Here is a 25,365-nt window from a genome sequence, read left to right on the forward strand (position 1 = left end):
CTAATCCCTAGTCTTCTATCGTGGATAAATCGCCCGTTGGGAGATTAAGCTCCCAAGCTTTCAGTACACGGCGCATAATTTTGCCGCTGCGCGTCTTCGGAAGTTTGTCCTTGAATTCAATTTCACGAGGAGCAGCGTGGGCCGAAAGACCTTCTTTTACAAATTTGGAAATGTCCGCTTTAAGCTCATCCGATGGTGTGAAGCCTTCACGCAGCGCGATGAACGCTTTAATGATTTCCCCACGCATCGGGTCCGGTTTCCCGATGACCCCTGCTTCCGCAACCGCCGGATGCTCGACAAGCTTGCTCTCAACCTCGAATGGGCCTACCCGCTCGCCGGCTGTATTAATCACGTCATCGACGCGGCCTTGGAACCAGAAGTACCCCTCTTCGTCTTGATAAGCTGAATCACCAGATACGTACCAGCCTGTCAATCTGAAGTATTCTTCGTACTTGGCTGGATTGTTCCAAATTTTGCGCATCATCGACGGCCATGGCGTTTTAATCGCCAAGTTGCCCATCCGGTTTGGAGGCAAGACATTCCCCGCGTCATCGATAATAGCTGCTTCGACGCCCGGAATCGGACGACCCATGGAACCAGGCTTAATGGTCATGGACGGATAGTTGCAGATGAGCTGTCCGCCTGTTTCTGTCATCCACCACGTGTCATGAATGCGTTGGTTGTACACTTTGAGTCCCCAACGAACAACTTCCGGATTTAATGGCTCCCCAACGCTCAGCACATGGCGAAGCGAGGAAAGATCGAAGCCGGACACAACATCGTCACCGGCGCCCATCAACATACGGAAAGCCGTCGGAGCGCTGTACCAAACGGTAACTTTATATTTTTGAAGCGTATTGTACCAATCCTGAGGACTAAAGCGTCCGCCGCGGATTACATTCGTAGCCCCATTCAACCAAGGAGCGAAAATGCCGTAAGAGGTTCCCGTCACCCAGCCCGGATCTGCTGTGCACCAGTAAATATCGTCCTCTTGGAGATCCAATACGATTTTACCTGTATAGTAATGCTGAATCATCGCGTTTTGAACGTGGAAAACGCCTTTCGGCTTTCCGGTTGAACCTGATGTATAGTGAATGATGAGTCCGTCCTCACGGTCCAACCATTCGATCTCAAGCTCTGTGGAAGCGGTCGCCATTTCTTTGTAGAAGTCTACATGGCCCTCGGCCGGCTCCACATTATCACCGACAACGATGATATGCTTCAAGTTAGGAAGTTCGCTGGCAGGCACGCGAGACAGCAGGCTTGGCGTTGTTATAATCGCAACGGCTTCACTGTCTTCCAGACGGTCTTTCACCGCTGTTTCCATAAAAGCCTCAAACAACGGCCCAACTACAGCTCCTACTTTCAATGTGCCAAGCAAAGCATAGTAAAGTTCAGGCGTACGCGGCATGAAAATAAATACGCGCTCGCCTTTCCCGACACCAAGGCCGCGAAGCACATTGCCGAACTGATTCGATTTCTCTTTCATTTGTCCGAAAGTGACGGCTTCTTCTCTCTGATTATCGCTGTAATACAGAGCGATTTTATCTTTTTTTGACGATTCCGCATGACGATCAATGGCTTCATAAGCCATGTTCACTTTGCCGGTTTCGTACCAGGAGAAGCTCTTTTCGATGTCTTTCCAGTCAAAATTTGCGTGTGTTTCTTCGTAATTTTTCATGTTAGGATTTGCAGCTACCGCTTCAACGAGTTCAACTTTCAATTGATCCATGTGCGAAAAACCCTCCTCACGAGATAAACCGCTTTCATTTTACTGATGTATTTGAGCAAAATGTGATCGATTTTTGACATATTCTATTATAACACACGGAGAATTTTTCGCCTACGCCTAAGTTCAGCTTTTATTTCCAAATAAAATTTGGTATAAAGGGACTATGACCCAAGGGAAAAGGAATCACTCATCATGCTGTTTTTCAAAAGGAGAGCTAAGGCTATGCAGCATACCAAAATTTATCACTCGTTTCGCTTGCACACAGCTCCCGATCAACCAGAGATTATGATAGAAGGTCCTGTTTCAGCAGACAGTTTGCAAAACCTTGCCATGCATCCCAAATTAGACGCCTTCCGCAGACCTAAGGAACAGCTGGAGGCGCTTATTGAAATTGCGGAATTGCCAGAAGGCCGAATCATCATTGCCCGTGACGGCTCTACGATTGTCGGCTATGTCACCTTTCATTATCCTGATGAAATTGAGCGCTGGTCACAAGGCCATATGCAGGATTTGATTGAGCTCGGAGCCATTGAAGTTGCGGATGACTATCGCTCCATGGGGCTTGGGAAAAAGCTGATTCGCCTTGCTTTCGAAGCCGATCAGATGGAGAATGTGATTTGTTTCACCACGGAGTACTACTGGCACTGGGACTTGGAAAACAGCAAGCTCACCGTCTGGGAATACCGGCAAATGATGGAGAAACTTATGAAAAGCGTCGACATGATCTGGTTTGCAACGGATGATCCTGAGATCTGCTCACATCCGGCCAACTGTCTCATGGTCCGTATCGGCAAGCATGTACCAATCTCGTCCGTGGAACAATTCGATCGGATTCGTTTTCAACAGCGGTTCATGTACTGATGATCGACTAATTTAGGATTTCGAGGGCTTCAAGCAAGAATGTTAGTCCATTCGGGGGAATGTGGGATATGAACAAGAAAGCATCAAGTCCTGTCTTTATCTATGACGACGAAGAAATTCAATATAAGTTCAATGAGGATCATCCCTTTAATCAAGATCGTCTTGTGATGACGGTCGATTTGCTGCGCAAGGCCGGCGCGCTCCCTGACAGCGCGCTGCGGACGCCTCGCCCTGCTGCAGACAGCGAGCTGCTGCGGGTTCACAGCCCGGCTTATCTCGAAGCTGTGAAAGCGCTTAGCTGTTCCGTGCCGGAGGAGCGCTGGGTCAAAGAAGCCGCGCGCTTCGGACTCGACACCGACGACACGCCCTTCTTCCCCGGGATGCATGACATCACGGCGAAGATTGTAGGCGGCTCCATCACCGCAGCAGAGCTGGTGATGTCTGGCAAAGCCCCGCACGCCCTCCATCTGGGCGGCGGACTGCATCACGCGCTGCAGAGCAAGGGCGCGGGCTTCTGCGTCTACAACGACGCTTCAGCGGCGATTGCTCATGCCAAAGAGACGTACGGCGCAAAAGTGCTGTACGTCGATACGGACGTGCATCATGGGGATGGCGTGCAATGGAGCTTCTACGCCGATCCCCAGGTATGCACGTTGTCCATCCATGAGACGGGGAAATATTTATTCCCCGGCACGGGCGCCGTGAACGAACGAGGCGAAGGCGACGCGTTCGGGACGAGCATTAATGTCCCGGTGGAACCGTACACCGAGGATGAATCGTGGCTGGAATGCTTCGGCGAGGTGCTCACCGAGACGATTGCGCGTTTCCAGCCGGATGTCATTATCTCACAGCATGGTTGCGACGCCCATGCTTTCGATCCGCTCGCGCATGTGCATTGCTCCATGCGCGTGTACAAGGCTATGCCCGAGCTGATCCACAACCTTGCGCACCAGTGGTGCGAAGGGCGGTGGGTTGCGCTCGGGGGCGGCGGGTACGACATCTGGCGTGTCGTACCGCGGGCTTGGAGCCTGCTCTGGCTCGTGATGAGCGAGCAGGCGACCTTGTCCGAGCTGGCGGCGCAGCCGCAGCTCGCGCTTCCCCATGCGTGGCTGGACGCCTGGCAGGGCAAGAGCCCGGTCCAGCTGGCGGATACGTGGCTGGACCCCGTCGATGCTTGGGCGCCGATTCCAAGGCGCCAGATCATTACTGAGAAGAACCGGCAAACGAAGGATCTTGCCATGATGTATTTGAAGTGAAAATGACCCCAAAGAGATGATTGAGAGGAAGGTTTTTCTCCAAATCATGCAAAAGAAACCGTTACTTTGTAATTGGAAGTCAGGAACCTCCAGTTTACCAAAGAACGGTTTCTTTTTATTTGCTACGGCCTGTCCCCCGTAGCTCCAATGTGGGAACTACAGGGCGCTGATTTGAGCCAAATCAGCTAATCTCGGGTTCCGAGCGGAACTACAGGGTCTTATTTGTCCCACGAAGCCACTAACCCGCTTAAATCAGGAAAATAGCGGACCACTGTTCCCTCTAATTTGCCAAATGGCTGTATTGGGGGAAAATAGCGGAACATAGTTCCCGATAACGCCATCTAGTTTAGCTTTCTTGTTCTGCTCTGTCCTTCAGCTTCCTTACATCAGCTCGATCGTTCTGCTTTCTTGTTCTGCTCTGTCCTTCAGCTTCCTTACATCAGCTCGATCGTTCAGCTTTCTTGTTCTGCACTGTCCTTCAGCTTCCTTACATCAGCTCGATCGTTCAGCTTCCTTGTTCTGCTCTGTCCTTCAGCTTCCTTACATCAGCTCGATCGTTCAGCTTTCTCGTTCTGCCCTGTCCGTCGGCTTCCTTACATCAGCTCGATCGTTCAGCTTCCTTGTATCAGCCCTATCGTTAGCTTCCTAGCAGCAGCTTCCTTCTTCACCTACCGCCAGCCACACTAGCCTAGAGCTGTTTCACGATTTCCTCAACCATTTTATACGAATTCTCAGACGCTTGAACCGTAAATTCTGCAAAGTTCACATGCGCAGATCCATCCGCTTTATCGGACATCGAGCGAAGCACCACATAAGGAATGGCATTCATGGAACAAACTTGGGCAACCGATGCCCCTTCCATTTCCACACATACACCGCCAAGCTCTTTATTGAGGCTAGCCACGACTTCACGACTAGCAATGAACTGGTCGCCGGAGAGCACTCTCCCCTTCTTCACTTTCCCTGCAAACAGCTTTTCACCGGAAGCTACCGCCAAATCCACCAGCTTGCTGTCTGCTTCAAAAATAGATTTCGCTTCATAAGGGATGACGCCCCGTTCGAAACCAAGCGGCGTAACATCCATGTCATGCTGCATGCATTCGCTGGAAACGACAAGATCGCCGATGTTCAGTTCCGGGTCCAACGCACCTGCGACACCTGTAAAAATAACGGCTTCAACTCCGAATTTGTCAATTAAAATTTGAGTTGTCACGGCAGCGTTAACCTTCCCTACGCCTGTGCGGCATACGACGACTTCTTTACCGAAATACGTGCCTTCACGGAAAGTAATCCCCGCTTTCACGGTCTCACGCACATCCGTCATATGCGACACGAGCAGCTCAATTTCTTCATTCATCGCACCGATCAGTGCAAGTTTATTCCATGTCATTTCTTCGATCCTCTTTTCATTATGTATACATGCTTCTCTGGTCTTATTCCCTTCAAAGAAAGGAGAAAACCTCTAATGGCATCATCCTCGAAAGGCATGAGCTCGCTTAGAGGCTTAAGTTCACTAGGCTTGTGTAACAGAGTTACGGTAAATCACTTCATGCGGCAAAATAACTTGCATATTATCCGTTGACTCTTTGTTCATCAACTTCGTTAGAAGTCTCATCGACACCGCACCGATGTCATACATCGGTTGAGCCACTGTCGTCAGAGTCGGTCTAACCATGGAAGCCATGCGAATATTGTCTACACTGATGACGGCAATATCTTGCGGAACCTTGAGTCCGGAATCTTGAATCGTGTGAATGGCGCCAATCGCCATTTCATCGGTTGCCGAGAAGATTGCTGTAGGACGAGGGGAAAGCTCCAAGAAATATTTAACAGCGTCGACACTGGATTCATACCGGTAGTTTCCAATTCGTACATATTCGTCGCGCAGTTCGATACCTGCTGCATCCAACGCTTTCTTGTATCCTTGGTAACGCGCGAATCCATTGGCTGGATCCTGCAAAGTTCCGGAAATCATCGCGATGTCGCGATGTCCCGCTGCGATTAACACATTAACAGCATCGAATGCGGCTTTCTCATGATCGATATCCACGGAAGGCATCGTTTGCTCTTCATCTTTGGTTCCACATAAGACAACAGGAACGGAAGAGGTGCGGAAAGCTTGGATATGATCGGCTGTAACAACGCCGCCCATGAAGAGCAGCCCATCGACCTGCTTCTCGAGCAGTGTGTTAATAACGCGAATTTCTTTCTCTTTCTTCTTATCTGCATTACACAAAATGATATTGTAATGATACATATTCGCAATATCTTCAATACCGCGTGCAACTTCAGCGAAGATCGAGTTGGAAATATCGGGAATGACGACACCGACGGTTGTCGTTTTCTTACTGGCCAAGCCTCTTGCTACCGCATTAGGGCGGTAACCGAGCCGTTCAATGGCTTCAAAAACTTTTTTGCGCGTTTGCGGCTTTACGTTCGGATTGTTATTGACAACCCTGGAAACGGTTGCCATGGAAACGCCTGCTTCTCTTGCTACATCATAAATGGTTACGGTCACGGTTACTCTCTCCATTTTCAAAAGTATTCTGCGAGCCTAGTATATTACCGTTATGATACGACAAAATAATTCATCTTGCAATGATAAATGAAAATACTTTGAAAATAATTTCAATTGGTTTTCAAAAAAAACTCACAACTATGTACAAAAGCCAATCCGTCAGGGATTGGCTGCAGGCTGATTATGTCGAAATTGCGCTCTGTGTAATTTGTGACAACCGTTTGCGAATTTCTTCGGTCCATGGTTCGTCACCAAGCGATTGTGCCAGCAGTAAGATGTCCAGAAGCTCATTTATACGTTCTTCTACAATCTTTTCCATGGAATCATTCATATGCTCTTTCTCGGTAACCTTCAGCAGCAGGAACGCCACTTCCGATAGCTCATGGAAAAACAGTTGTTGTTTCTCAGGCTTGCTCCCCAGCTTGCCGATTAAACCGGTAAGCTCGGGTTTAACATGAGGAACAACCTCACTTCGACCACACGCTTCACATGAATAAATAGGTACATTTTCAATATCGACTTTACTTTGATAAATAACCGTACGCAGACGAAGGTTCATCGTGCGTCCGCACTTGCAATACTTTTGCATTCTAACACTCCTTCACTGGCAGGCGGCATGTACATGACTTTCTTGTACTATGATATTCTACGATTCTATACGATTTCCTGCCGAATGAAGAGTAGTAGTTTTTGGTACGATTGGAAGCGTAACGTTACTTTTCCTGATGTTTGTTGTACTGAACGAGCTCGTCCACAAAGCGCTTGGAAAATGCAGGAAGGTCTGGCGGCCGGCGGCCAGAGATGATGTTGCGGTCTACCACCACTTCTTCATCTACCCAAGTAGCGCCAGCATTTTCGAGGTCATCGCGAATGCCTGGCGTCGAAGTCATTGTATAGCCGTTTACGATTTTCGCCGAAATGAGTACCCAGCCCGCATGGCAGATTTGAGCAATCGGTTTTACCGCGGCATGAAACTCCTGTGTCAGGCGAAGCACGTCCGGATAACGGCGCAGTTTGTCAGGAGCCCAGCCTCCCGGAACATAAAGGCCGATGTAATCGGATGACTTTACTTCATCAAACGCATAATCCGTCGTGATCGGAACGCCATATTTGCCATGATACACCGTTTTCGATTTTGGCCCGACAATATCTACAACCGCCCCAGCTTCACGCAAGCGTAAAACGGGATACCACATCTCCAAGTCTTCGAATTCTTCATCCACAAACGCCAATACTTTTGTACCTTTCAAATCCATGCTAATTACCTCCTACAATCGATTCAGTTTGTTCGGTTTGAGCTAACAGTTCAATAATTTCATCGCTCGTTTTGCAAGCTAGAATTTCCCCGACTAATTGCTTGCACTTCTTAGCGTTACTGCTTAATAGACGGTGTTTCACTTGCAACAGGGTTTGCACAGAAATGCTTAGTTCTTCAATGCCAAGACCTAGCCAAATGGGCAAAGCGCGGACGTCTCCCGCCATTTCGCCACAGACACCGACTGGAATGCCTACACTTTTGCCTGCGTCTATGACATGTTTAAGAAGCCGGATGACCGCCGGATGATACGGATTATATAAGTGCGCGATGTTTTCGTTCATTCTGTCTACTGCTAGCACATATTGAACAAGATCGTTTGTTCCAATACTCATAAAGTTGACTTCACTTGCGAGAACGTCTGCAATGAGCGCTGCTGCGGGCACTTCAATCGTTAATCCGACCTCGATATTGGCATTGAAAGGAATGCCTTGCGCGCTGAGCTCAGCTTTCGCCTTTTCCAAAAGAGCTTTGGCTTGACGCACCTCACCCAGCGATGTCACCATCGGGTACATGATTTTCACGTTGCCATAATGGCTTGCCCTAAGAATCGCTTTTAGCTGTGTCATAAACAGATCCTTACGGTCCAGTGAGATCCGAATAGCCCTGTATCCCAGGAACGGATTATCTTCTTTGGCAAGCGGCATATAATCCAGCTTCTTATCTCCGCCGATATCCAAGGTTCGGATGACAATGGGACGGCCTTTTAGGTGCATAGCGGCATGACGATATACTTCAAACTGCTCGTCCTCGCCCGGAAGTGAATCACGGTCCATGTATAAGTACTCTGTACGGAACAATCCGACCCCTGACGCGCCGTTGCGTAAAACCTGATCGATCTCCATCACCGAGTTAATGTTCGCATGCAGATTGACATAGCTGTTATCCAAAGTAACAGGTGGTACATCAGCGATTTCCTGCAAACTCTCCTTGAATTCAAGCCAATTCTTTTTGCGTGCTTGATAGCGCTCAATGGTGATCTTGTCCGGATTAATGTAAAGAGTCCCCTCTTGACCGTCAATAATCAAGAAATCGCCATTTTGAATCGGACGCAGCAGCTTCCCTTCCAGCCCTAAAACATAAGGAACGGACATCGCTCTAGCCATAATAGAAACATGCGAATGCGTGCCTCCAAGAATGGTCAGAAGCCCTAACACTTTCGTCGGATCCAAATGAGCCAGTTGCGAAGGGGTAAGCTCTTTGGCAACCAAGATGTACGGATGATCGATGGGAGGAACCGTTGAGCTGGTATCGCCCAGCAAATGCTTCAGAAGCCTGTTGCCGACATCTTTAATATCAAGCGCCCGCTCCTTCATGTACTCATCGTCGATCATGTTGAACATTCCGACAAATTTGTCGATGACTTCTTTCACAGCAACTTCTGCGGCCTTATACTGCAGCTCAATGATCCCTTGAATTTCGTTCATGAAAATAGGATCTTCCAAAATGGCCAAATGGGCATCAAAAATATAGGCTTGATCCTGCCCGACTACTTCTTTAATTTCCTGTTTAATGAGTTCCAGTTCATCCTTGGAAGACCGGATCCCGTCATACAGACGCTCAAATTCATAAGCCAAATCTGTCACATCGATCATTTTTTCAGGGAAATCCCACTCCCACGTAGGAATGACAAATGCCTGACCCATTGCAATGCCTGAAGATGCCCCTATCCCTCTGATCATCCGTTCATCCCTCCCGTAGATTTAGTAGGCTTTAAGACGACGGACATCACAGAACCTTGGCCTTTTTTTACAGCTTTAAACGGAGCGAAGCTCCAAGACTTAACAAGATCCGGATTTGTAATAATCATCGGTGTCGCCAAAGATGAAGCAAACTTTTTAACTTTATTATAATTGAATTTAACGAGAAGCTGTCCTGGTTCTACACGATCGCCTTCTTTTACCACGGCATTAAAACATTTCCCTGGCAAACTCGACGTATCGATCCCAATGTGCAGCAGAACTTCTAACCCTTCATCCGTCACAATGCCCAGCGCATGCATAGTCGGATAAATATGCATAATGGTACCTGCAACCGGCGAGACCAGCTCCCCTTTTTCAGGAATAAACGCTACGCCGTTACCGACCAAGCGCGAAGCAAAAATGCGATCGGGCACATCTTCAATAGGAATCATGCGACCCTGCATCGGCGAAGTAAACAATACCACATGAATGTCTTTGCGCAGTACTTTCATAATTTCTTCACGAATCAGCTCTGAGAATGTCCCGAACACGACCTGAACATTGCCTCCTCCAAGACGGATGACGCCTGCAGCTCCTAAGTGTCGTAATGCCGTGATGTCTATCAAACGATCATTAACAAGCGTAAGTCGCAATCTGGTGATGCAGGCTTCAATCTTCTTAATATTGTCTTTCCCACCGAGTGCTTGCAAAATTAAAGGCGACCGATACGGAATATCGCCGGCCCACTCTTCGAGCGAAGAGCCTTCCTCCCTGCCTGGCGTAGGAATTTGGAACTTCCTGATCGCCCAGCGAAACATGAAATAATACACGAGTCCGTACACGATGCCAATTGGGATTAGAAGCAGTCCATTATGCGATAAATGCAAATTAATGACGTAGTCTATCGCTCCAGCTGAGTATGAAAAACCATGCTGAATATGTAGTTCATAGGCCAGCCACATTGCCGCACCGGATAAAATGGCGTGAATAATAAACAAATAAGGTGCAACAAAGAGAAAAGCAAACTCGATCGGTTCCGTGACGCCTGTTAAAAAAGAGGCTAACGCTGCCGTCAGAAATGTCGCCTTAATCTTCGGCTTCAAATCTTCACGCGCTTCCCCAATAATGGCAAATGCGATGGCTGGCAAAGCGAACATCATGATCGGATACAGCCCGGCCATGTACATTCCTGCCGAAGGATCTCCGGCAAAATAGCGCGGCAAATCTCCGTAAGCCATATGCCCTGATGGCGTTTGGTAAGCCCCCACTTGAAACCAGAAAAAGTTATTCAATATATGGTGCAAACCGGACGGCACCAACAACCGATGCGCGATACCATACACAAATGCGCCGAAACCGCCGAGGCCGAGCAGCCAGTTCGAAAAATTGCTCATCCCTACTTCCAAATAAGGACCTATCGCGATCATCACATACGACACGGCGAGCGTGCATAGGCCCATGATGAGCGGAACCATCCTCGGACCGCCGAAAAATTGTATGTACTCAGGCAGCTTTATCTCTTTACAGCGATGATAAATAATGGCCGCAAGCAAACCGATTAAGATTCCGCCAGGTACACCCAATTGAAACTGGGATCCAAGAGCATGTTCGATGAGCCTCGTAAACATAAAATAGCCCAGCATGGCAGACAGCCCGGCAATGCCGGCACTTTCTGTAAGCCCCAGCGCCACGCCAACGGCGAATATGATGGGTATATAGTCAAAGACCGTATTCCCCGCTAACAGCAGCATATCCCCAAATCCGGATGCGTGAATGCGATCCCAAGGCAGGTCCCCGAGACGAAGCAGCACAGCAGCAATAGGAAGCGCCATGGTGGGCAGCATTAATGAGCGGCCAAGCTGTTGTAAGTTTCCCATCCAGTTCAAACGTATGATTCCTCCTAAAAGTTTTGCTAAAACAAAACGGACATCGCATGCCAAAGCATAGCGTTATCGAAAAAACTTACATGATGAGCATAAGCCTCTCATCAAATCGTATAGCTTGTTTGCCTGTTTGTCAAAACAAAATAAGCAGGTCGGGGTTCGACCTGCCTGTAAATACTGATTACCGCATACGATTAATGAGAGGCGTTATATCCGAACTGCTGTCCCATGCCGGAACTGCCGAAACTTTGGTTATATGGCTGTGCGTTTTGCTGCTGGTAGCTTTGTTGTCCTTGCTGCCCCTGCCCCTGCTGCTGAAAACCATAGAACTGTGTCCCTTGTTGGGCACCGTAATTTGACTGATAGGATTGCTGAGAAGGTGTATAAGAATCGCTGCGCAAGTATGCGTCATGACCTTGTTGGTTCCCGCGATAGTTGGCCATATGGTAAGCATTCGCAGAAACATTGCTTTGTCCGTAAGGCTGCTGATTAGACTGTGTTGAGCTGCCGTATTGGCTGGTTATGGAAGGCTGTTGGCTGGACATATAAGTAATGGGCTGAACTTGGCTGGAACCGAATTGGCTGTTTTGGCTATTCGATCCGTTATAGGTAGAATAAGCGTTTTGAAAGCTTGATGGTTGATATTGCGTTGGCGTCGAAGAATCGCTGCGCAAGTAATTGTCATGACCCGGTTGGTTCCCCCGGTAGTTTGCCGTATGATACGATTCAGCAGATGTTATGCCCTGCTGATTGTAACCTTGATTGTACCCTTGAGCAGAGTTGTTTGAAACGGATTGAGAAGCCGGTTGGCTATAGAAGGATTGCACATACCCGACAGGTTGAAACTGTCTCTGGTACCCCTGGTATTGGGAAGCGTTGTTCTGATAGCCTTGCGACGCCTGACTGCCTTGCGTTGAATTCCCGAACGATGAAGCGGCATTGTTGTTTGCGTTGTTATACATGTGTAGATTCTCCTTCATATTTCTTGATTTTGGACACCTTTTTGGAGCCTCTTTTATTCTCTCCGCTCCTTCATATTTTATTTATTAAAAATGTTAAAATTGCAGCGTATTGTTATTCCAAAGATAACATACATTCTATACGCATAAGTTGACTAAGGGTAATTGGATATGCCATAATTTCCTAGTACCCCATTCTCTTTACAGGAGGAATACCGATATGGCATATGACATTATTATTATTGGAGCAGGCCCTGCCGGAGCAAGTGCAGCCTTATTTACAGCGAAAGCGGGAAAATCAACACTTGTCATTGATAGCGATCAAAGCGTGACAAAGCGCGCCTGGATTGAAAATCATTATGGCGTAGAAGGGATCACCGGTCCTGACTTAGTTGAAATCGGGAAAAAGCAAGCCGCTAAATTCGGTGCTGAGTTTGTTCAAGGCAAAGCCACCCAGTTGAATCAATCCGGTGAAGGTTTCCAAGTAACGACAGAAAATGGTACATATGATAGCAAGTATGTCATTCTTGCCACAGGATTATCCGCTGATCTTGCAGAAGCCTCAGGCATTCAGACGAAGCCCGGTACAGAGCCTCGCATCAAAACGGTTGTCGATGCAGACGCGCAAGGCAATACGAGCCTCAAAGGTGTATGGGCGGCAGGTACGATTGCAGGTGTCTCCATGCATACGATTGTTACTGCCGGTGATGGCGCCAAAGTGGCCATTAACGTGATCAGTGAATTAAATGGCGCGCGTTACGTCGATCATGATGTTTTAAAAGCATAGCCTGTAATAAATAAAACCGCTTCTCTCCTACCTAAACGGTTAGAGATTAGCGGTTTTTAGTTTACACAGGCGATTTAATTGTTTCGCGGATTGAGAATCGCATCTTCCACTTTAATACAGCGGTCCATGATGACTTCCAAGCCCGCTTCGCTTGCGATACGGCCTGCTTCCTCATTCACGATGTCAAGCTGGAGCCAGAACACTTTCGCTTTGATTTTGGCGGCTTCTTCCGCGACCGGAACGACTTGATCCGCACGGCGGAAGACATTGACGATATCTACGGGCTCCGGAATGTCAGATAGCGAAGCATAGCATTTCTCGCCCAAAATCTCCGTTGCATTCGGATTGACCGGAATGATCCGGTATCCTCTGCTCTGCATCGCGGCGGACACCATATACGACGTACGGTCAGGCTTATCGGACAAACCTACGACGGCAATATTGCCGGCACTCGCAAGAATTTCCTTAATGTGCTCTCTGGACGGATTTTCAAACGTCATGATCCATCTACCTCCTATTTTTTCATGTAAGTGAGGCCTTGTTTCCCCATGGCGGACCAACTGTCGATAAACTGCGCTTTGTTGATCTGCAATTGTTTTTTCCCGCTATAGGGATCGTTCAAGTATACATTATTCTCATCATAACCGACCAATAATACAGCGTGCTCCGCATATGTCGTTTGGATCGGGCCGATCGGCGTATCCCATGTCACCCATTTGTAAGGAATATTGAAATCAATTGTCGTCCAAATGAGGACCGGAATGCCGCTTGCCACCTGCTGTTCAAACAATTCGAAGGGCTCGCCCGTAATATCGATCGCCTCCGGAATATATGACTTTAGCAGCGGAAAAAGACCGGCATGATAAATGCCGAACCCTCTTTGTTTCCGGGTAACATCACCTACGAAACCTGTGTTGGGATTCCCCCAATAAGCAGGCGATCCGTCTGCATTCAGTTTAACCGGTGTGTTGTCCAGCGGCATCTCGGCGACAAGTTCCATTTTCGTTTTGGTAATTCCATAGAAATGCAGCAGCATCGTCAAACTCGTAATTTCACAACCTGCTGGCAGTTCAGGCAGTTGAGCAAAAACAGGCGCATCAATCATTGCTGATGTCTTTGTCTGGATCGTTGGTTGCGGCGTAGAAACCTCCGCTGTTTGCACAGGCGCTGGCGGCTTAGCAATGGGAACCGTAGAACCGGCTGCGAATAACGCCGTTTCTTTCCCCGTAGCTTTGGCATACAGCAATACAGCAAATACACTGCTTGCAAATACAAGACCCGCGACAAGGAATAATCCAAACGTCACCTTTAACCCCTGCCAAATAATCCTCATGCTGACTCACCCGTTCCTTGTTTTGGAATCCTATTACTCCGTCACAAGTTCAACCTGAGCACCGATAGAACGCAAATGATCAAAATACTGCGGGTAGGATTTGGCCACGTGATGAGCATCACGAATCGTCAAACCTTTCTCGGAACGAAGACCGACGACGGTAAGCGCCATAATGACACGATGATCGAAGTGAGCATTGATCTCGACACCGCCTGGAACACCTTGCGGCTTGCCGTGGACAATAATTTCACTTTGGCGTTCTTCCACATCAGCTCCGGCTTTGCGCAGCTCGTTCAAATAATCAGTGATCCGGTCGCACTCTTTGTAACGTAAATTTTCGACATTGTAGAAACGCGACGTCCCTTCGGCAAAAACAGCTGCCGCCACCATAGCCAGCACGGCATCTGTAAAGTGATCGCCATCAAACTCGCCTGCGACCAGCTTTTGATTGCCGCGAACGTGCACAATACCGTTATCATGGGTTAAATTAACGCCCATTGCACGTAAAACATCAACGCAAGCCTTCTCACCCTGCTTGCTGTTTTCTTCCAAGCGAAGAACGCGTACGTCCGAGTTCGTCACAGCCGCAGCTGCCAGAATCGCCGCTGAGCCCGGGTAATCCCCTTGAATGACATACTCTTTGGCTTGATAGGATTGTCTGCCCGGAATACGGTAGTGCATCAAATCTTCGCTAGCATGAATCACGATTCCGGCCTGCTCCAAAACTTCGAGCGTTTGACCGACAATAATTTTGGATTTCAAATCATGAAGCACTTCGATTTCACTGTCCTCTTCCAGAAGAGGTGTCATAAACAAAAGGGAGCTGAGGAACTGCGAGCTGACATTGCCGGAAACGGTAAGCTTGCCGCCACGCGGTTGTCCCCCTTTAATGGTTATCGGCAAACGGCCGTTGGAATGTTGTACTTCCACGCCCATTTGCTGCAAAGTTTCAATGAGATCGTCATGAGGGCGCTTGCCTAGTGATTCGGGATACGTATTTACAAACGTCACATCCGGACAAAAAGCGGCTGTAGACATTAGAAAACGAAGGACAGCCCCGGCATTTCCTACATTCAGCTCAGAAACATGCTTAGGATTCTTGCCAAATCCTGTAATGACGATTTTCTCATCGTCTTCTTCAATGACAGCACCCAAATCGCGTACGCAGCGTCTCATTGCGTCGCTGTCTTCACTATGAGCAGGATAATAAATCGTGCTTGTCCCATTCGCTAGCGCGCCGATCAGCAAGTAACGTGTCGTGTAGTTTTTGGAGGAAAGAGCGTTGATTTCTCCTTGTAGGTTAGCAGTAGGTTTCACGATGGCTTTCATTTGGTTCATATCTCCTTCGCATGTGTTTATATGTAATATCCGATGAAGGCTAACAGAATTCCACCGGTATAACTGAGCATCGTATAGATCATCCAAGCTTGCCATTGTCCTGACCGGAGCTGTTTCATACTTTCCAGATTCAAGGTAGAGAATGTAGTGAAAGCTCCCATAAAGCCTGTGCCAATCAATAGCTTCCAATTGTCAAATGGATGATATTTCATTAGAAGCCCCAGTAAAAAGCTCCCCAAAAGATTTATTGTCAGTGTACCATACGGAATAGAACTTGGGAACCTTCTTGACATGTACGTCCCAAGCTGAAACCGGGAGATTGCCCCGACAAATCCGCCGACACTTACCAGGCAAATCGGCCACAGCCAAGTATTCATGAGCGGTGTGCCTCCCTTCGGGAAAGCAGCGCAAGACGGATGCCAAGCCAAGTAAATCCTAGTCCACCCCACAAGCTGACAAGCACATAAAGAAGGGCCAGCATCAAATACCCTTGATTAAACATGTTCACCGTCTCGTAGCTGAACGTAGAGAACGTAGTAAAAGATCCGATAAACCCTGTTGTAATCGGCAATTGCAACTTAGCAGGAATAGGCAGCCTGTCTGTAAATGAAATGAACCCCAGCAATATACAACCGGCTAAATTACAGAGCAAAGTTCCCCAAGGAAACACGGCTGCCGTTCCCGGGTTCCATAGGGAGGAGAGCCCAAATCGGGCGAGTGCGCCAAGAATACCGGCTAATCCGATATATAGCATGATGATACAACTCCTGGTTTGACATCCTGCCTTAATGTTTCTATCATTACTTGTAATGGGGCTTCTCCCCAACAATTGTAAACATGGAGGTCCTGTTATGGATACGATTTTACCGTCCGCCGTCAAAGATAGACTAAGCCGGGGCGAGCAGTTGACAATTATTGATGTTCGCGAAGAGGAAGAAGTAGCTGCCGGCATGATTGCAGGAGCCATTCATATCCCGCTAGGCGAGCTGCCTGAACGTTTAAACGAGATTCCTAAGGCCGAAGAAGTGATCCTGGTATGCCGCAGCGGCAACCGCAGCGGACGCGCGCTTGGCTTTTTGGAAGCACAAGGGTATAAAGGACTTAAAAACATGACCGGCGGCATGTTGGAGTGGGAGGACTAAGCTTAGGCTTGTCCTTCCTCTTAAAGATTGGCGTGCCGAATAATGATCTCTACAATTTGTTCTGTCGTTAACTCGGACGTATCGATCACGGTATGTGCGAAGTCATAGGCAGACTTTCGCTGTTCAAGCAGCGTATGAACCCGCTCTTCCAAGTTCCCTTGCAGCAAAGGACGGCTTGTATCGCTGCTCACTCTTTGAATGATGGTCTCGGGCGAAGCTTTCAACGCTACAACGAAGCCGTTGCGCAGCATGCAGGCCCGATTCTCCTCTGCTAATACAGCGCCCCCGCCTGTTGCCACGATTTGCCCTTGGCGAGCTAGCAAATTTTCAAGTGTTTTGCTCTCCAATGCACGAAAGTGCGCTTCCCCATGCTGGCGGAACAGGTCCGCAATGCTCGTCTGCTGCTCTTCCTCAAGTACGGCATCCGAGTCTTGAAAAGTCCATCCCAAACGCTCCGCGAGCTTCCGCCCGACGGTTGATTTGCCTGTCCCCATGAAACCTACAAGTACAAGATTGCTTGTTGTCACATTAATCCCCTTTTCTCATATGCTGTTCATACAAACTTTCCCAACATCATACCATAGCCGCATAGACATGAATACAATCCATGAAAAAATCATATAGTAGTGTGAATAAATTCCAACTCAAACAGTTAAGATTTTAAGAGAACCCTATGCCGACAAGGAGAGATGAAGCTTTGAACCCAACTGTTGCCTACACCAACCGCACTCAAGGCAAACTGGAACAAATCTTACACCCGAGCTACGTGCTGTGCAGAGAGGATGTTGTTTGGATTTTGGAGTTTATTAAGAAAAAAGTGGCTGAAGAAGACCCGCGTGTGCAGGGCCTTGCTCAACCACGATTGTTAAAAAATTTCCGTTATTTTGCCGAAGTCTCCTTAATGCTCATTCACAGAAGGAACGGCTTCGATCAAGAAGCCGATCGTTTGAAAATGTGGCTGCGGGAAGCGGCATACGGTTTACAGGGAGAGGCGTAACACCTCTGCCCTCTTAGTTTTCCATCCAGTTGAAGTGGAAGGAACCTTCTTTGTCCACACGTTGGAACGTGTGAGCTCCGAAATAATCGCGCTGCGCTTGCAGCAGATTAGCCGGCAGTCTTTCTGTCCGGTAGCTATCGTAGTAAGCAAGCGCCGATGCGAAAGATGGAACTGCGATACCGCGAGTTACCGCTTCTGCAACAACTTGTCTCCACGATTGTTGATAGTTCTCAACCACACCTGTGAAGTAAGAATCCAACAGCAAGTTTTTCAATTCAGGATTGCGGTCGTACGCATCCTTGATATTTTGAAGGAATCTGGCGCGAATAATGCAGCCGCCGCGGAAGATCATCGCGATGTTGCCGTATTTCAGATCCCATTTATATTCATCAGAAGCTGCTCTCATTTGAGCGAAGCCTTGTGCATAAGAGCAAATTTTACTTGCATACAGCGCTTGACGCACAGCTTCGATAAATGCTTTGCGATCGCCTGTGAAAGCTGGAGCATCAGGTCCTTTGAGCACTTTGCTGGCCGCTACGCGTTCTTCCTTCATCGCAGAGATGAAACGGGAGAATACGGATTCCGTAATGATGGAAAGCGGTACGCCAAGGTCCAGAGCACTTTGACTGGTCCATTTTCCTGTTCCTTTTTGGCCTGCGGAGTCGAGGATAACGTCAACCATCGGTTTGCCGGTTTCAGCGTCATATTTCGTGAAAATGTCACGCGTGATTTCGATCAAATAGCTGTCCAGCTCGCCGTTGTTCCACTCCGTGAAGATCTCATGAAGCTCTTCTGTGCTAACATTCAGAACATCTTTCAACAGTTGGTAAGCTTCGCAGATCAACTGCATGTCGCCATACTCGATTCCGTTGTGCACCATTTTCACATAGTGTCCTGCGCCGTCCGGTCCGATGTACGTACAGCATGCGTCTTCCCCAACTTTGGCAGAAATCGCCGTAAGAATCGGCTCTACCAGCTTATAAGCGGATTCTTGGCCGCCTGGCATGATAGCCGGGCCTTTCAGCGCGCCTTCTTCGCCGCCGGAAACGCCGGTTCCAACGAAACGGATGCCGTGTGCTTCCAACTCTTTGTTACGGCGCTGTGTATCCGGGAAGTAGGCATTGCCTCCATCGATCAGGATATCGCCTTTTTCAAGATGCGGCAGCAATTGGTTAATCGTATCGTCCGTTGGGCCGCCCGCTTTGACCATGATCAAAATTTTGCGCGGAACTTCCAAGGATTGCACGAATTCTTCCACACTGTATGTACCGACTAATTGTTTGCCTTCTGCTTCTTGAATAAGCTCTTTTGTTTTTTCGGCAGAACGATTGAATACGGATACTGTGAAGCCTCTGCTCTCGATGTTTAACGCTAAGTTTTTACCCATTACCGCTAATCCGACTACACCAATTTGTTGTTTAGACACGTCTCTCATACACCCTTCCGATATATAAATGTTTAAATCGTCATCGCGCCAAAACCGCCATCTACTCTTAAAACAGAGCCTGTAACAAAGCTGGAAGCTTGTTCAGAAGCAAGGAACACAGCAGCACCCTGAAGCTCTGACGCTTCACCGAATCGATTCATAGGCGTATGACGCATAATGGACTCGATCCGTTCAGGCGACAAAATCTTACGATTCTGCTCAGCCGGGAAAAAGCCAGGAATGATCGCATTAACACGCACTCGGCTTGGAGCGAATTCACGGGCGATGTTCTGTGTGATGTTATTGACTGCTGCTTTAGAAGCGGAGTAAGTGAATACTCGGGAAAGCGGCGGATCTGACGAAACCGATGAAATATTGATAATGCTTCCGCCTTCGCCGCGATCAACCATGTATTTCCCAAACACCTGGCAGGCCAGCACGACGCTTTTCAAATTAACCTCCATAATAGAATCCCATTCTTCCATGGAAATGTCAAAGAAAGGCGTGGCACTATTTTTGCCCGGGCAGTTCATCAAAATGTCCGCACGGCCTGACCAAGCGAGAACTTCGGCAAGCACACGCTCCAGATCCTCCCGTTTCGTCGCATCCGCTTGAAACGTTTGAGCTTCTCCGCCAATCGCTTCAATCTCTCGGCAAACTTGGTCGCTTTTCTCTTGGTTGCGTCCGACAATGGCCACTTTCGCGCCATGACCGGCCAAAGCAATCGCCATTGAGCCTCCAAGCGTACTGTTGCCGCCAATAATTACTGCTGTTTTCCCTGTAAGATCGAATAAATTCATTTGTCTTCATCCCCTCTAACATTATGCTTGGAACATTTGCGCCGCAAGACGCTTAAGCAAATTTATGGTTGAGGGCTCCGAAGGTGCTGACCTTGAAAGGCGGTTATCGCGTCGAATTGATCTTTTAACTGATGATATACGCTTGTATAAATAGATGTCAATTGTTGATATACGCGATAATTGCTTTCGTTCACCTCATGAGCCGTTCCAACCTGAATCCAATTGTGCGCATGGGCCAAATCGTCAATCTCACCCATGGCAAGCAAACCTAACAAAGCAGCTCCAATTCCTGAGCTTTCGATGGAATCAGGCACGGTAACCGAAGTCCCCAACATATCCGTCATCATCTGGCGCCAGAATTCAGATCTGGCAAAACCTCCGGAAGCGCGAATCACTTCCGCGGGTCCCATAATCCGCTCCAGCGACGTGGCCACGGCTTGGATGGAGAACATGACGCCTTCCAGCGCCGCGCGAATCATATGTTTCTTCTGATGGCTTAGCGAAAGGCCGAAGTAGACTCCCCGGGCGTTCGCATTCCAATACGGTGCGCGTTCGCCGGAAAGAAGCGGCAGAAACAGCAGCCCGTCAGAGCCTGCTTTCACTTGGGAGGCGAGCTCCGTCAGGTAGTCATAAGGATCCATGCCCAGACGGCGCGCTTCCTCGGACTCCGCGGTAGCGATTTGATCGCGCACCCAGCGGAAAACAATACCGCCGTTGTTGATCGGTCCGCCAACGACCCAAAACTTCTCGGTCAGCGCATAGCAGAACAGCTTGCCTTCCGGGTCGGTTTGCGGCTTTGTCACTACGCTGCGCACGGCGCCGCTGGTGCCGATGGTGACGGCAACGACGCCAGGCTCGAATGCGCCGACGCCTAAGTTCGCCAAGACGCCGTCGGATGCCCCCACGATAAACGGCGTATCCTGAGACAAGCCCATCGCAGAGGCGTATTCGGCGCTAAGGCCCTCAACGCGATATGTCGTCGGAACGAGCTCTGAGAGCTGATCCGCAGTCACACCGGCTTGACCAAGCGCTTCCGCATCCCAATCCAAATCCTCCAGGTTGAACAATCCCGTTGCGCTGGCAAGCGAATGATCAATCAGATAGCGGCCGAACAGCTTCGCGAAAACATACTCTTTGATGCCGATGAATTTGTATGCTTCATTCATTAGCCCAGGTTCGTTGTCACGGAACCACATCAGCTTGAGCAGCGGAGACATCGGATGAATCGGCGTGCCGGTTCGGGAATAAATCTGCTGCCCGAGACCGCTGCGCTTTAATTCCGCCGCATACATCGAACTGCGATTGTCCGCCCAGGTAATACAAGCCGTCAGCGGCTTCGTGTTCTTGTCCACAGCGATAAGGCTGTGCATAGCTGAGCTAAAGGAGACGCAGAGCACTTGGTCAGGCGTGACGCCTGCCTTGCGAACGACTTCGCCGATGCCTTGCACGACCGCATCAAAAATTTGATCCGGATCCTGCTCCGCCCGATCAGGCGTCGGGGTAAAGAGGGGATATTCGATGGAGTGGGATCCCAGAATTTTCCCCTCGCGCGAGATTACAAGCGTTTTCGTACTTGTTGTACCGATGTCAGCAGCAATGATGTAGGGCTTGAGGGTACTTTGTCGGTCTGTCATTTGCTAATATTCCCCTCTGCGTCAAATGAAAGTTCATAAGGCTCCGTTAAAATCTCAATATCCGGATGAACGCGCGCTGCGTCTAATAAATTCACGGAAATTTCGATTTCGCCAAGATGAAGCGTATCTTGAATCCGAACCAGTTTGCATGTCGTATAATCTAAAATGTTGCAGGTTTTCACCGCCGCCTTAATGGCATATAAGTCATTCTCCAGGGTAGTGGCGATTTTCGTTGGCGCACATACCGTCGACGTTAACCCATTGGCATAGGTAAACTCCAGGTTGGTTTTATCCACTAAGCGCTGTGTCGTAAAATCAGCTGTGCCTACGCCGTTCGCGTTCCCTTTTGTTTCCGGCGTCAGGTCCAGCACGACCATCTTCGCAACATCCGGTCCTCCGTGCGCATAAGGCGTCGGATAACGGCCTGTAACATTAGGGTCCATGCCGTCGCCGCTAATATTTTTGCCAATATAATCAATGACCAACACATCAATTTCATCGAACAAAATTTTCGGCAGACGCGCTTTCGCCTCAATCAACAACTTCTCTTCGCGCTCTTCGATTTCAGCCGCCGGCAGCACTTCCACACGGCAAGTCTCGTCATAAGCATTTTCCACCAGAGCTACGCCAAACACGATCGGAAGCTTCTGGATCATGAGATTAGCCATCGCCGGCACATTTTCGGCCATATACTTGAAACCAAGCTGGTGGCAAGCTTCAGCGCCTTTTTGCTTCCCAAGCCCGATCGCGATCATCTTCATGATACCGCTCTCAATGCGTCCGCGGAACGCTGTATGCGGCTTCACGCGGTTAATAACGACAATGGCGTCCGCTTCAGAAGCGATACGATCCACATAAACGGGCAAACCGTTAGGCAGTTCGTCAATTTTAACGACTTCCATCGAAGAACGAATCGGAGCGCCCATTGTCGCTTCCGTGATGCCGAAGTGCAGCAGCACTTCCGTTTGTCCTTCTGCCGTCGCGCCGCCATGGCTTCCCATGCAGGGCACGATGAACGGGAATGCGCCTTTCGCCTTAATTGCGTCGATCGTCGTTTTAGTAAACCCCGCAATGTTCGCAATGCCTCTGCTGCCTACGGCAACAGCAACCTGCTGGCCTGGAAGAATGGTTTCCATCACGCCGCTGCTGGCAAGCTTATCCGCTAGTTCCTGCTCCGGATTTTCCAAAATCGTACGATCAAATTTCTGGCGGATCTTCACTATTTGCGGGATTGGAATATCCTTTAACAGCTCTCTCAAAATGCTCATCGACTATTCCCTCTTTCTTTATGTTAACAGCTTCTTGACAGACTCCCGCACGACGAGCTCTGTCTTCAAGAGCACCTGCTCGGTTTCGTGCTGCTTATTCTCAATATTTCCAAGGAGCCGTACGGCGCCTTCTTTACTAATTTGTTCAATAGGCCTGCGGACGGTTGTTAAAGCCGGCGTTACGTAGGCAGCGAAAACCGTATCATCAAAGCCGACAACGGATATATCCGCGGGCACCTGCATCCCGGCTTCGGATATCGCTTTCATTGCTCCTAAGGCCATTTCGTCGTTACAGCTAAAAACGGCGGTCGGTCGGTCCGCTAATGCCAGAAACTGCTGCATCGCTTTATGACCGCTCTCTAAATCATATAAGCCCGGCATTCGGTAAACGGAGGGAATGCTTATCCCGTAATGCTTCATCGCTCTTTCGAAGCCGTCTTTCCGGTTCTGGGCGGATTTGAAGCCTTTGCGGCCCTCAATCAGCGCAATGCGAGTATGACCTTGTTCAATTAAATAGGAACATGCCAGAAATGCGCCCTGTTCTTCGTCCGAAAGGATATTCAACACGCCTGCCGTGGAGACCGGCCGGTTGAGAACGACGAGCGGGATGCCTTTACCTGCGATATGATCAATGATGGCTTGATCGTCATCGCTTTGCGAGACAACGATGATCCCGTCAAAGCTTTTGCGGGTAATCGATTGAAAGCTCGTGTAGTCATCAATTCCTTTGACAATCAGTTGGTAACGGTCCTGAATAACCGAGTTCACACCGCGGATTGCTTCATAGAAGAAGCCGGCAGAAGTACCTTTACTCAGTGTGGTAAAGAACAGACCCAAATTATACGAACGATCGAGCACCAAACTCTTGGCACTATAATTAGGCGTATAATCCAACTGTTCGGCAATGAGGCGGATACGTTCTTTCGTTTCTTCCTGAATTAGCGGACTATTATTGAGCGCTCTGGAAACAGTGGTATGAGACACACCCGCTAGCTTAGCAATATCCTTAATGGTTACGCTCATTCCTTCACCTCTACTAGAAGCATATCATAACTATGCACACGTTAACAATAGTCTTTTTACAACAAAAAAAACTCCCTTCGCAGGGAGCGGCATAGCTTTATTTTAAGCAAAAAACTTAGGCAAATACGGCTTATTCTTTTCCAGCATTTCATTCATTAGCGTTTTGGCTGTCCCAACGGACGGCACCAACGGGTGATGAACGAGGGCTTGGAGCACCAAATCTCTGCTGCCCGTAACCGCAGCTTCGATCGTAAGAGCCTCGTACGTTTTGACCGCATGCATGAGGCCTTTGACATGGTCCGGCACTTTCGTCAGTCCGATCGGAACAGGACCTTGGGCGGTCACAAGGCAGTTCACTTCAATGCAGGCATCCTCCGGCAAAAAGTCGATCATATGGCCATTCATCACATTGAGCGTCTGAATGTCGCGCTTGTCATTATAAAGAGAATCCATCAAGTTAACTGCCGCTTCCGAGTAATAAGCGCCTCCGCGTTTCTCAAGCTGCTTCGGTTTCTCCTGCAGGTTCGGATCCTTGTAGAGCTCGAACAGCTCATCCTCCACGCGTTTCACCACTTCGGCACGAGTCCCGTTCGCCTTCATGGAAGCCAGTTGTTCCTGCACCATAATGTCCGTCATATAGAAATATTTCAAATAATACGAAGGCAACGCTTGCAAGGAGCGCAAGAAATCTGCATCCCATTCAGTGGCCGGCACGTTTTTGCCGCTGAATTCTTCTCTGCGGTCCAGCAGCTCGCCCAGCTTGTCTTCCCCATTAATCTCGGCGCGAGTCACCCAATGCAAATGATTTAAACCGACAAATTCCGTGTAAATCTGCTGAGGCTGTACGTCATATTTTTTCATCAACCATTTGTGCAAACCGATGGGTGCATTGCATAGACCGATGCTTTTGACATTCGAGTATTTATGAATCGCTTCGGTCACCATGCCGGCCGGATTCGTAAAGTTCAAGAGCCATGCGTTCGGGCTGAGTTCCTCGATATCTTTGCAAATATCAAGCAGCACAGGAATCGTACGCAGCGCCTTCATCATACCGCCAGGTCCTGTTGTTTCCTGCCCGATAATTCCGTACTTGTTCGGAATATGCTCATCCCATTTCCGGGCCTCCAGAAGACCTACGCGCATTTGGGTAGAAATAAAATCTGCATTCTCAATTGCTTTCCTGCGATCCAGCGTTAGATGGACATCAATCGGAAGTCCCGACTTTTCGATCATTCGTTTGGCCAAGTTCCCGACAATCTCCAGCTTATGCCGCCCTTCCTCAACATCCACTAACCATAATTCCTTCACAGGAAGCTGCGCATACCGCAAAATAAAACCTTCAACAATTTCCGGCGTGTAAGACGAACCTCCGCCAATGATCGCTATTTTCAATGCGTCTCTCAAGTAAGCT

Annotated in this window: 25 protein-coding genes; 5 read left to right on the forward strand and 20 right to left on the reverse strand. The window is 48.7% G+C overall.

Going from position 1 to position 25,365, the window contains the following annotated elements:
* Positions 1–7 precede the first annotated feature (7 nt).
* Positions 8–1,732 (reverse strand): acetate--CoA ligase, encoded by a 1,725-nt coding sequence (gene acsA, locus GC097_RS25525; protein ID WP_171686094.1) that lies wholly within the window; start codon positions 1,730–1,732, stop codon positions 8–10.
* A gap of 222 nt (positions 1,733–1,954) precedes the next feature.
* Between acsA and GC097_RS25530 the strand changes: the two genes are divergently transcribed.
* Both GC097_RS25530 and GC097_RS25535 read left to right on the forward strand, forming a co-directional pair.
* A complete protein-coding gene (locus GC097_RS25530) occupies positions 1,955–2,593 on the forward strand; it encodes a GNAT family N-acetyltransferase (RefSeq protein ID WP_171686095.1) in 639 nt (212 codons plus the stop codon).
* A gap of 68 nt (positions 2,594–2,661) precedes the next feature.
* Complete coding sequence (locus GC097_RS25535; RefSeq protein WP_171686096.1) at positions 2,662–3,849, forward strand: acetoin utilization protein AcuC; 1,188 nt, start codon at positions 2,662–2,664, stop codon at positions 3,847–3,849.
* Positions 3,850–4,537: 688 nt separating this feature from the next.
* On the opposite strand, the gene GC097_RS25540 is transcribed toward GC097_RS25535, so the two are convergent.
* The 7 genes from GC097_RS25540 to GC097_RS25570 form a co-directional block, all read right to left on the reverse strand.
* Positions 4,538–5,239 (reverse strand): 5'-methylthioadenosine/adenosylhomocysteine nucleosidase, encoded by a 702-nt coding sequence (locus GC097_RS25540; RefSeq protein ID WP_171686097.1) that lies wholly within the window; start codon positions 5,237–5,239, stop codon positions 4,538–4,540.
* 123 nt (positions 5,240–5,362) lie between these two features.
* The gene (ccpA, locus tag GC097_RS25545; RefSeq protein ID WP_171686098.1) at positions 5,363–6,367 is read right to left on the reverse strand and encodes a catabolite control protein A; all 1,005 of its coding nucleotides are present in this window, start codon (positions 6,365–6,367) and stop codon (positions 5,363–5,365) included.
* 181 nt (positions 6,368–6,548) lie between these two features.
* Complete coding sequence (locus GC097_RS25550; RefSeq protein ID WP_167064035.1) at positions 6,549–6,956, reverse strand: hypothetical protein; 408 nt, start codon at positions 6,954–6,956, stop codon at positions 6,549–6,551.
* Between the two features lie 124 nt (positions 6,957–7,080).
* Entirely contained in the window at positions 7,081–7,623 is a 543-nt protein-coding gene (locus tag GC097_RS25555; RefSeq protein WP_171686099.1) for a type 1 glutamine amidotransferase domain-containing protein, read from the reverse strand.
* Position 7,624: 1 nt separating this feature from the next.
* Positions 7,625–9,364, reverse strand: a complete 1,740-nt coding sequence (ptsP, locus tag GC097_RS25560; protein ID WP_171686100.1) for a phosphoenolpyruvate--protein phosphotransferase — start codon at positions 9,362–9,364, stop codon at positions 7,625–7,627.
* A complete protein-coding gene (locus GC097_RS25565; RefSeq protein WP_171686101.1) occupies positions 9,361–11,250 on the reverse strand; it encodes a glucose PTS transporter subunit IIA in 1,890 nt (629 codons plus the stop codon). The genes ptsP and GC097_RS25565 overlap by 4 nt, the downstream gene beginning before the upstream one ends.
* 191 nt (positions 11,251–11,441) lie before the next feature.
* Positions 11,442–12,209, reverse strand: coding sequence for a hypothetical protein (locus tag GC097_RS25570; RefSeq protein ID WP_171686102.1), 768 nt, complete (start codon positions 12,207–12,209; stop codon positions 11,442–11,444).
* Positions 12,210–12,426: 217 nt separating this feature from the next.
* Here GC097_RS25570 and GC097_RS25575 point away from each other — a divergent pair, with 217 nt between their 5' ends.
* Positions 12,427–12,993 carry an FAD-dependent oxidoreductase gene (locus GC097_RS25575; RefSeq protein ID WP_171686103.1) on the forward strand — a complete coding sequence of 189 codons (567 nt, stop codon included), beginning with the start codon at positions 12,427–12,429 and terminating at the stop codon, positions 12,991–12,993.
* Positions 12,994–13,067: 74 nt separating this feature from the next.
* On the opposite strand, the gene GC097_RS25580 is transcribed toward GC097_RS25575, so the two are convergent.
* The 5 genes from GC097_RS25580 to crcB (GC097_RS25600) are packed head-to-tail and all read right to left on the reverse strand — an operon-like array spanning position 13,068 to position 16,418.
* Positions 13,068–13,493 (reverse strand): CoA-binding protein, encoded by a 426-nt coding sequence (locus GC097_RS25580; protein WP_171686104.1) that lies wholly within the window; start codon positions 13,491–13,493, stop codon positions 13,068–13,070.
* Between the two features lie 14 nt (positions 13,494–13,507).
* Positions 13,508–14,326 (reverse strand): C39 family peptidase, encoded by an 819-nt coding sequence (locus GC097_RS25585; RefSeq protein ID WP_171686105.1) that lies wholly within the window; start codon positions 14,324–14,326, stop codon positions 13,508–13,510.
* Between the two features lie 33 nt (positions 14,327–14,359).
* Positions 14,360–15,655, reverse strand: a complete 1,296-nt coding sequence (gene aroA, locus GC097_RS25590; RefSeq protein WP_171686106.1) for a 3-phosphoshikimate 1-carboxyvinyltransferase — start codon at positions 15,653–15,655, stop codon at positions 14,360–14,362.
* A gap of 26 nt (positions 15,656–15,681) precedes the next feature.
* Positions 15,682–16,041, reverse strand: a complete 360-nt coding sequence (gene crcB / locus GC097_RS25595) for a fluoride efflux transporter CrcB (protein WP_171686107.1) — start codon at positions 16,039–16,041, stop codon at positions 15,682–15,684.
* Positions 16,038–16,418 carry a fluoride efflux transporter CrcB gene (gene crcB, locus GC097_RS25600; protein ID WP_171686108.1) on the reverse strand — a complete coding sequence of 127 codons (381 nt, stop codon included), beginning with the start codon at positions 16,416–16,418 and terminating at the stop codon, positions 16,038–16,040. Before crcB (GC097_RS25600) ends, crcB (GC097_RS25595) begins: the two co-directional genes overlap by 4 nt.
* 97 nt (positions 16,419–16,515) lie before the next feature.
* On the opposite strand from crcB (GC097_RS25600), the gene GC097_RS25605 reads away from it, so the two are divergent.
* Positions 16,516–16,806, forward strand: coding sequence for a rhodanese-like domain-containing protein (locus GC097_RS25605; RefSeq protein WP_171686109.1), 291 nt, complete (start codon positions 16,516–16,518; stop codon positions 16,804–16,806).
* A 20-nt stretch (positions 16,807–16,826) separates the two neighbouring features.
* Here GC097_RS25605 and GC097_RS25610 read toward each other — a convergent pair whose 3' ends face one another.
* On the reverse strand, positions 16,827–17,333 hold the full coding sequence (locus GC097_RS25610) for a shikimate kinase (RefSeq protein ID WP_312875730.1): 507 nt from the start codon (positions 17,331–17,333) through the stop codon (positions 16,827–16,829).
* 146 nt (positions 17,334–17,479) lie between these two features.
* Between GC097_RS25610 and GC097_RS25615 the strand changes: the two genes are divergently transcribed.
* Complete coding sequence (locus tag GC097_RS25615; RefSeq protein ID WP_246294447.1) at positions 17,480–17,803, forward strand: hypothetical protein; 324 nt, start codon at positions 17,480–17,482, stop codon at positions 17,801–17,803.
* 13 nt (positions 17,804–17,816) lie between these two features.
* Here the strand turns inward: GC097_RS25615 and gnd are convergent, their stop codons facing one another.
* The 6 genes from gnd to GC097_RS25645 form a co-directional block, all read right to left on the reverse strand.
* A complete protein-coding gene (gene gnd / locus GC097_RS25620; RefSeq protein WP_171686110.1) occupies positions 17,817–19,229 on the reverse strand; it encodes an NADP-dependent phosphogluconate dehydrogenase in 1,413 nt (470 codons plus the stop codon).
* Positions 19,230–19,261: 32 nt separating this feature from the next.
* Positions 19,262–20,029, reverse strand: coding sequence for an SDR family oxidoreductase (locus GC097_RS25625; protein ID WP_171686111.1), 768 nt, complete (start codon positions 20,027–20,029; stop codon positions 19,262–19,264).
* A gap of 62 nt (positions 20,030–20,091) precedes the next feature.
* Entirely contained in the window at positions 20,092–21,663 is a 1,572-nt protein-coding gene (gene gntK / locus GC097_RS25630) for a gluconokinase (protein ID WP_171686112.1), read from the reverse strand.
* Positions 21,660–22,931: a nickel pincer cofactor-dependent isomerase, group 22 gene (locus GC097_RS25635; RefSeq protein ID WP_171686113.1), complete on the reverse strand. Its 1,272-nt coding sequence runs from the start codon at positions 22,929–22,931 to the stop codon at positions 21,660–21,662. Before GC097_RS25635 ends, gntK begins: the two co-directional genes overlap by 4 nt.
* Before the next feature lie 18 nt (positions 22,932–22,949).
* Positions 22,950–23,954 (reverse strand): LacI family DNA-binding transcriptional regulator, encoded by a 1,005-nt coding sequence (locus GC097_RS25640; RefSeq protein ID WP_171686114.1) that lies wholly within the window; start codon positions 23,952–23,954, stop codon positions 22,950–22,952.
* A gap of 102 nt (positions 23,955–24,056) precedes the next feature.
* On the reverse strand, positions 24,057–25,358 hold the full coding sequence (locus tag GC097_RS25645; RefSeq protein ID WP_171686115.1) for a 6-phospho-beta-glucosidase: 1,302 nt from the start codon (positions 25,356–25,358) through the stop codon (positions 24,057–24,059).
* Positions 25,359–25,365 lie beyond the last annotated feature (7 nt).

Source organism: Paenibacillus planticolens (assembly GCF_013141725.1).
In the GTDB taxonomy this organism is placed as follows: Bacteria; Bacillota; Bacilli; order Paenibacillales; family NBRC-103111; genus Paenibacillus_E; species Paenibacillus_E planticolens.